The sequence below is a fragment of the Bacillus sp. LR_5 genome, from assembly GCF_042709275.1.
Genome location: NZ_JAVAXX010000368.1, coordinates 1 through 5,316, shown reverse-complemented (window position 1 = coordinate 5,316; position 5,316 = coordinate 1). Strand labels below are relative to the sequence as shown.

At 43.6% G+C, this 5,316-nt stretch carries 6 protein-coding genes; all 6 read left to right on the top strand.

The annotated features are described in order from the left end of the window. Window positions 1-64 precede the first annotated feature (64 nt). On the top strand, window positions 65-1,123 hold the full coding sequence (locus tag RAC86_RS34890) for a YpbB family protein (RefSeq protein WP_004398594.1): 1,059 nt from the start codon (window positions 65-67) through the stop codon (window positions 1,121-1,123). Beyond that, complete coding sequence (locus RAC86_RS34885; RefSeq protein ID WP_015251799.1) at window positions 1,116-2,606, top strand: RecQ family ATP-dependent DNA helicase; 1,491 nt, start codon at window positions 1,116-1,118, stop codon at window positions 2,604-2,606. Before RAC86_RS34890 ends, RAC86_RS34885 begins: the two co-directional genes overlap by 8 nt. 26 nt (window positions 2,607-2,632) lie before the next feature. After that, window positions 2,633-3,235, top strand: a complete 603-nt coding sequence (locus tag RAC86_RS34880) for a CPBP family intramembrane glutamic endopeptidase (protein WP_003230529.1) — start codon at window positions 2,633-2,635, stop codon at window positions 3,233-3,235. Beyond that, window positions 3,186-3,917: a LysM peptidoglycan-binding domain-containing protein gene (locus RAC86_RS34875; RefSeq protein ID WP_377886643.1), complete on the top strand. Its 732-nt coding sequence runs from the start codon at window positions 3,186-3,188 to the stop codon at window positions 3,915-3,917. The genes RAC86_RS34880 and RAC86_RS34875 overlap by 50 nt, the downstream gene beginning before the upstream one ends. Before the next feature lie 62 nt (window positions 3,918-3,979). Continuing rightward, window positions 3,980-4,423: a YpbF family protein gene (locus tag RAC86_RS34870; RefSeq protein WP_003230531.1), complete on the top strand. Its 444-nt coding sequence runs from the start codon at window positions 3,980-3,982 to the stop codon at window positions 4,421-4,423. An 86-nt stretch (window positions 4,424-4,509) separates the two neighbouring features. After that, complete coding sequence (locus RAC86_RS34865; protein WP_377886642.1) at window positions 4,510-5,289, top strand: metallophosphoesterase; 780 nt, start codon at window positions 4,510-4,512, stop codon at window positions 5,287-5,289. The last annotated feature ends 27 nt before the right edge of the window (window positions 5,290-5,316 follow it).

Genomic DNA, 5,316 nt, shown 5'->3' with positions numbered 1-5,316 from the left:
GAAATCTGTTAAAATAAAAAGAGCAAATCAACGATTTTTGTCAGGAAGAATGTAGGTGGATAGGTTGTCATTAAATTACTTCGATATTATGGTTCTCGATTGTCTTTGCAAAATAAACGGGGAACGGTCGGGAAGCGCTGTTTTTCACCTATTCAAAGGCAAGAGATCGTCACAGACCATTCAAGATGCCGGCTTATTTCAGACTGCAAAATACTTTGGAATGGCGGCAAAATGTTCGAGAAGCGATATTTCTGCGTCGCTTGACAAGCTTGAAAAGCATTCATATCTCGCGCCAATGTCTGAATCAGATACATACAAAGTGACAGCCAGCGGCGCAGCAGTTTTGAGACATGCCCTTAGCGAGCGGCCTTGGCCCGTTCATTGTCACGGCGCTCATTATCAGCAGGCTGCCGGCGTGCTTTGGAAAAGGCTTTCGCTGCTTGTGCAGGTCCTATCCCATAAACAGCAAGGGAGCAGGCAGTATATCCCTGTCACAAAGGATCATAAGACACTTCACTGGGTAAAGAAATACCTGTCCCGGCATACGGATCATATAGAGATGGCAAAAAGCCTTTTTGCCATGCTTGAGGCGCATTTGAAAAAGATTGAAAACAAAGCAGCGCAAATTTTTGTCTACTCCTTAACCTCGCACCATCGGATCGGTTATACGAGCAGGCAGCTTGCTGATACGCTGAAAGAAGACGAATGGTATGTCTATATCATGTTTTGGGCTTCGGTACATTATTTTATTCATTCTCTTCCGGAGTGTGAAGATGCTTTGTTAAAGGATCTCCTTTCTGATGTGCACTTAGATAATGCCCTGACAGAGTCGACGAGGAAAACATGGCAGATGGTCAAACAAGGGTTTCCGATACAGCGAATTGCTGAAATCAGAAAGCTGAAAACAGCGACGATTGAAGACCACATTGTCGAGATTTCTCTCCATGAGCCTGCGTTTATGATTAATGACTATGTATCAGCAGAAGACCAGCTTCAAATCGCAGAGTTTGCCAAACGGATGCGGACGAATAAAATCAAACAAATTCGCGACGGGCTGGAACAGCGGTTCAGCTACTTTCAAATCAGACTGGCATTGACAAAGCAGGTGCAGCAATATGACTAAATTACAGCAAACGTTATATCAGTTTTTTGGTTTTACTTCCTTTAAAAAAGGGCAGCAGGACATTATTGAAAGCATACTCAGCGGGAAGGATACCATTGCAATGCTCCCGACTGGGGGAGGGAAATCGCTTTGCTACCAGCTGCCTGGTTATATGCTTGACGGCATGGTATTAATCGTTTCTCCACTGCTTTCTTTAATGGAGGATCAGGTGCAGCAGCTGAAAGCCCGGGGGGAAAAGCGTGCTGCAGCTTTGAACAGCATGCTTAACAGGCAGGAAAGACAATTTGTTTTAGAACATATTCATCGATATAAATTTTTGTACTTGTCTCCTGAAGCTTTACAGTCTCCATATGTATTGGAAAAATTGAAAAGCGTCCCGATCAGCCTATTTGTTATTGACGAAGCGCATTGTATTTCTGAATGGGGACACGACTTCAGGCCTGATTATTCAAAGCTCGGACAGCTGAGAAAAAAACTTGGACACCCGCCCGTTCTGGCATTGACCGCCACGGCTACAAAGGAAACGCTGCAAGATGTCATGAACCTGCTGGAGCTGCAGCATGCTGTACGCCATCTCAACTCAGTCAACCGCCCAAACATCGCACTGAGGGTTGAAAATGCGGCGGATACTGCCGAAAAAATAGATAGGGTCATTCAGCTGGTTGAAAACCTGCAAGGTCCGGGAATTGTTTATTGTCCGACACGGAAATGGGCTGAGGAATTAGCGGGTGAAATTAAAAGCAAAACGAGCAGCAGAGCCGACTTTTACCATGGCGGTTTGGAGTCAGGGGACAGGATTTTAATTCAGCAGCAGTTTATTCATAACCAGCTTGATGTGATATGTTGTACGAATGCGTTTGGAATGGGTGTCGATAAACCCGATATCAGATATGTGATTCATTTTCACCTCCCGCAGACGGCAGAAGCTTTTATGCAGGAAATCGGCAGAGCGGGCCGCGACGGAAAGCCGAGTGTCAGCATTTTGCTGCGGGCGCCAGGGGATTTTGAATTGCAGGAACAGATTATCCAGATGGAGAGTGTCACAGCTGAAGAAATCGCCGACGTGATCCGTGTGCTAGAGAAGACGGAGGAGCGGGATGAGAGAAGGCTGCGTGACGTATTACTTCAGTATGGCGTCGGAGAGACACAGGCCCGTATGATGATTCATCTCTTTATGCAGGGAAAAACATCAGTTGAACTGATGAAGAAAGAAATTTCATATCGCATGGAGCTGAAGCTGGAAAAAATGCACCGTGTATCATTTTTGCTTCAGCGTGACGGCTGTTTAAGGCAGGCACTGTTAACCTACTTTGATGAATCATACGAGCCTGATGACGGAAACCTCCCGTGCTGTTCACATTGCGGTTTTGATTTATCCTTGTATGAACAAAAAGGGGAACGGAGTAAAATGGCGCCATTAGACAGCTGGAGTTCGGAATTGCACCGGATATTCAGCTTGCAGACTGTAGGTGAGCTGAACTGAAACAGCAAAAAGATTATATTCAGCATATGACTGACCATGATATGCTGAAGCAGTTATATTTGACGCAGCTACTCATCATCTTTGCCGCTGCTGCAGCAGGACTGTTCTTTTTTGAGGATGTACGGGACGTATTAAAGCTCTGGGACATTCGCGATATGCGAATCATCTGGTATGGTGTTTCTATAGCTGTTATTGTTATTTTAGCCGATATGGCAGTAATGAAATGGTTTCCGTCTCATTTATATGATGACGGCGGAATCAATAAAAAAATATTCAGTAAGAGGTCAATCCCTCATATTATATTTTTAACGCTTCTGATTGCTTTCGCGGAAGAAATGTTATTCAGAGGAGTGCTGCAGACTCATATCGGTTTATGGACGGCCAGCCTTATATTTGCCGCTCTGCACTTTCGGTATTTGTCAAAATGGCTGTTATTTATTATGGTGACAGCAATCAGCTTTTTGCTCGGTCTGATGTATGAATGGACCGGCAACTTATTTGTTCCGATGACGGCGCATTTTATCATTGATGCCGTGTTTGCCTGTCAGATTCGTTTTGAACATGTGAGGAGGGATAAACATGACGAACATGTCGAGAGTAGAGAGAAGAAAAGCCCAGAATCTTTATGAAGATCAAAACGCCGCATTGGCGGACGATTATGTCGATGATGGAGAAAGCCTTCCGACAAGACAATCTGTAAAAAATCAAAGAGAACAGAAAAAAAAGCACGGCAAAACAAAAACGCCATTATTCACAGTACTCGCAGTAATATTTGTATTTGTGCCGGTTATCGTTTTAGTCACCTTATTTTATCTAAAGAGCCACCCGGATAAACATGACGATTATGAAGATGTTTTTATTGACAGCAGCCAAAGCAAATATGAGGTTGTCCCGAAATCAGAGGATAAAAACGATACCGCAGACACTAAAGAAACCGCACTGCAGAAGGAGTCAAAAAAAGGGCCAGAAGATTCCAAGCCAAAAGAGCAAACAGCTGCTGATAAGAAACAGACTGCTGTAGCGGAAAAAGAAGACTCGGCAAATAAGGAGGAAGCAACCGCCGCGGCTGCTTCCTCTTCCCAATCAACAGTACAACAGCAAGAACAGCAACAGCAGCCGGCTGAGCCAGTTCAAAATGTGCCGAATCGCGTTGTCAAGCACACCGTCCAAAAGAAAGAAACGCTATACCGCATTTCCATGAAGTATTATAAAAGCCGGACAGGAGAAGAAAAAATTCGAGCGTATAATCATCTGAATGGAAATGATGTTTACACCGGACAAGTTTTGGACATCCCCTTAATGGATGAATAGGGTATTATTTTTATTTTACGTTCATATATTGTAGCAATGAAAATGGACAAGGTGTGAAGCGTATGGAATCCTTATGGAATCAGCTGGATCAGTTTACAGACGCGCCGACCAAACAGATGCTCCAAGCGCTGGTAAAACGAAAACAAAAATTCGAAAATTATGCAGCACAATGCCGCAGATGGCGATGGGCTTCACTTATCTGCCTAGGCTTATTATGTGTTATGATCATGATCAAAAGCCCGGAGCCTCAGCTTATACTTCAAGAAATACTTAGCCATACCTTTTATTTATTTTGGATGCTGGCAACCGCTTTTGCCTACTGCACTTCATATTATTTCAAGAAAAAGGAAGAAAAATCCGAGACTGATTTCCATAAACTGAGATGTGAAATTATTCAGAAAAGCACGGATCTCTGGCCGCAGCCTGATAAATGGAAGGCAAGAGAGTCTGTTTTTCACATGATGAAGCACAAATATGACATTAATCTATATTTTGAAAGTAAATAAAATGGGGCGTTTTCTCAAACGATAGAAACGTCTTTTTTTTATTGTCCGTCTTATTGATAAGTTCTAAAAAGAATGGAGAGTTTTTTATGAAGCTATCAGTGAAAATTGCCGGTGTACTAACTGTTGCGGCAGCGGCAATGACGGCAAAAATGTATGCAACAGCAAAAGGCAATCATTTGAAGACACATACGTTTCCTTTATCAAAGATGAAGGGCAAGCCGCCTCTGACAATCTTTTTTATTTCAGACATTCACAAACGTCTCATCGATCAAGACCTTTTAGAAAAAGCGCGAAGCCATGCCCCCCACTTGGTTATAATCGGCGGTGATTTAGCTGAGGGCGGGGTGCCCAGTGCGAGAATCGAGGAAAACATCAAAAGGCTCGTACATTTCGGGGTCCCTATCGTGTTTGTGTGGGGGAATAATGATTATGAAGTCAGGCAGCATAAGCTGTATTCCATATTTAAAGCGCACGGCGTCATCGCTCTGAGAAATGAGTCAGTCCCGTTTTCATACAATGGGCATACGATTGCGATTGCGGGGGTTGATGATATCAGGATGGAGATGGATCATTATGAGGAAGCCATCAAAGAACTTGATGAAAGCCAGCTGAATATTCTGGTTTGCCATAATCCGGAGATTCATGAACAAATCAATGAAGATGACGGTATTGATGTGATATTCAGCGGACATACCCATGGAGGCCAGATCAGGTTTGGAAAATTCGGCCCTTATGAACTGGGGAAAACAGGTATTGTTAAAAACGCGGCATTTCTAATCAGCAACGGCTACGGCACGACAAAAGTGCCTCTTCGTTTAGGTGCTGAGCCTGAAACTCACATTGTGACTCTTTGCGGGCCAGAATAACTTCTAAAAAGCAAAAATCCGTATGGC

Coding starts and splice junctions, on each gene's coding strand:
- RAC86_RS34875 (WP_377886643.1), top strand. CDS start 3,186: ATGACGAACATGTCGAGAGTAGAGAGAAGAAAAGCCCAGAATCTTTAT.
- RAC86_RS34880 (WP_003230529.1), top strand. CDS start 2,633: ATGACTGACCATGATATGCTGAAGCAGTTATATTTGACGCAGCTACTC.
- RAC86_RS34865 (WP_377886642.1), top strand. CDS start 4,510: ATGAAGCTATCAGTGAAAATTGCCGGTGTACTAACTGTTGCGGCAGCG.
- RAC86_RS34885 (WP_015251799.1), top strand. CDS start 1,116: ATGACTAAATTACAGCAAACGTTATATCAGTTTTTTGGTTTTACTTCC.
- RAC86_RS34870 (WP_003230531.1), top strand. CDS start 3,980: ATGGAATCCTTATGGAATCAGCTGGATCAGTTTACAGACGCGCCGACC.